This is a genomic window from Micromonospora sp. AMSO31t (assembly GCF_008868175.1).
Classification (GTDB): domain Bacteria; phylum Actinomycetota; class Actinomycetes; order Mycobacteriales; family Micromonosporaceae; genus Micromonospora.
The window spans coordinates 1-1,773 of sequence record NZ_WBKT01000294.1 but is presented as its reverse complement, the minus strand read 5'-3'; the positions used below and the strand labels follow the sequence as shown (position 1 = coordinate 1,773).

The 1,773-nt window shown below is 75.4% G+C and carries 2 protein-coding genes; one reads left to right on the top strand and one right to left on the bottom strand.

Going from position 1 to position 1,773, the window contains the following annotated elements:
- Positions 1-903, bottom strand: a 903-nt coding sequence (locus tag F8274_RS30555; RefSeq protein WP_151465855.1) for an FAD-dependent monooxygenase, incomplete at its 3' end; no start/stop codon positions are given.
- 73 nt (positions 904-976) lie between these two features.
- Here F8274_RS30555 and F8274_RS30550 point away from each other — a divergent pair.
- Positions 977-1,702 carry a TetR/AcrR family transcriptional regulator gene (locus F8274_RS30550; RefSeq protein WP_225854052.1) on the top strand — a complete coding sequence of 242 codons (726 nt, stop codon included), beginning with the start codon at positions 977-979 and terminating at the stop codon, positions 1,700-1,702.
- Positions 1,703-1,773: the final 71 nt, after the last annotated feature.

Genomic DNA, 1,773 nt, shown 5'->3' with positions numbered 1-1,773 from the left:
CATCCCGCCGAGGGTCACCCCCCAGGCCGCGTCGCCGAGCAGCACCGACCGGCCGGCGTGCCAGCGGGGCACGCTGACCCGGGCGATCGCGTCGAAGTAGAGCTCGGGCGCGGCGCGCAGGCCGGCCAGCAGCCGGGGCACGTGCCAGCCCAGCCCGGCGAAGGCGTCCGCGATCAACGCCTTCTGCCGGTCGAGGTCGAGCCGGTCGTGGTCCTGCGGGGGTGAGGTGAACACGACGAGGGCGCCCGCCCGGCCCGGGTCGCGCTGGTCGGCGGCCACGCTGGCCATCCGGCCGGGCACGTTGTACTGCCGGGGGACGACGTCGAAGCCGCCGTCGCCGGGCACGTCCCAGCCGGCCAGGTGGTAGCCGAGGTGGCGGACGTACGCGGACTCGGGCCCGAACGCCAGCCGGCGCACGCCGGAGTGCAGCCCGTCCGCGCCGATCACCAGGTCGACGGTGCGGGAGGCGCCCCGGGCGAGGTCGACCCGCACCCCGTCGGCGGTCTCGGTGAGCGCGGTGATCCGGTCGCCGAACACGTACCCGACCCGGTCGGCGCCGCGCTCGTAGAGGATCCGGGACAGGTCCCGGCGGAGCACCTCCAGCTCGCCGCCGGCGAACTCGGCCGGCAGCCGGAAGATCTCCCGGTCGTGCTCGTCCACCCGGCTCATGGCGCCGGCGTGGGTCTGCACCGCGCGCAACTCGTCGAGCACCCCCATGGCGGCGAGCACGCCGAGGTGGGTGGGACCGCGGAAGTCGACCGCGAAGCCGCTGGTCCGCAGCGCGGGAGCGGCCTCGACGACGGTGACCTCGGCCCCGTGCCGGGTCAGCCACCAGGCCACCGCCGGGCCGGCGACCCCGGCGCCGGAGACGAGCACACGGAAACCGCGAAGTGGAGTGGGCATGTCGTTCCCCGTTCTAAACTGTGTCCCTCGGATACAGAGTATCGTAGACACAGTTTCGGACCGAGGACAAGGGGTGACCGTGGAGACCGGTGGCGTCGATCAGGGCCGGCTGTTCGAGCTGCTGTGGGGGGCACCGACCGCCCCCCGGCGCGGGCCGCGCCCCACCCTCACCCTCGCTGCGATCGCCCGCGCCGGCATCACCATCGCCGACGCCGACGGGCTCGACGGGCTGACCATGCAGCGGGTCGCCGAGTCGCTGGACGTCACCAAGATGGCGCTCTACCGGTACGTGCCGGGCCGCGCCGAACTGGTGGCGCTCATGCTGGAGACGGCGATCGGCGAGCCGCCCCCACCGCCGGCCGGCGCCGACTGGCGCGGCCAGCTCGACGACTGGACCCGGCAGCTCTTCGACCGGTTCCGCCGGCACCCGTGGGCCCACGCGGCTACCGTCGGCCCCCGGCTGCCCGGCCCCCACGAGCTGGCCTGGCTGGAACGGGTGGTCGCCGCCCTCGCCGGCACCGGGCTGACCGGTGCCGAGCAGCTCGACGTCGCCGTGCTCCTGGTCGGGCACGCCCGCAACCTGGCCCAGCACGCGGCGCCGGACGACGCGCCCCACGCGGGCCGGGAGGCCGGCTTCGGCATGCTGATCCGCGGCCGGGAGGACCGATTCCCGGCGCTGGACGCCGCCCTGCGCGACACCGACCCGGAGGCCACCGACGCGGCCCTCGACTTCGGCCTGGCCCGGATCCTCGACGGCATCGAGGCGCTCATCACCGCCCGCTCGACCCGTCGATCATGACGTTGTCGCCCCGGCCGCGTCGCGACGACAACTTCATGATCGACCCGCCCGGAGGCGGGGCGGGGGCGTGG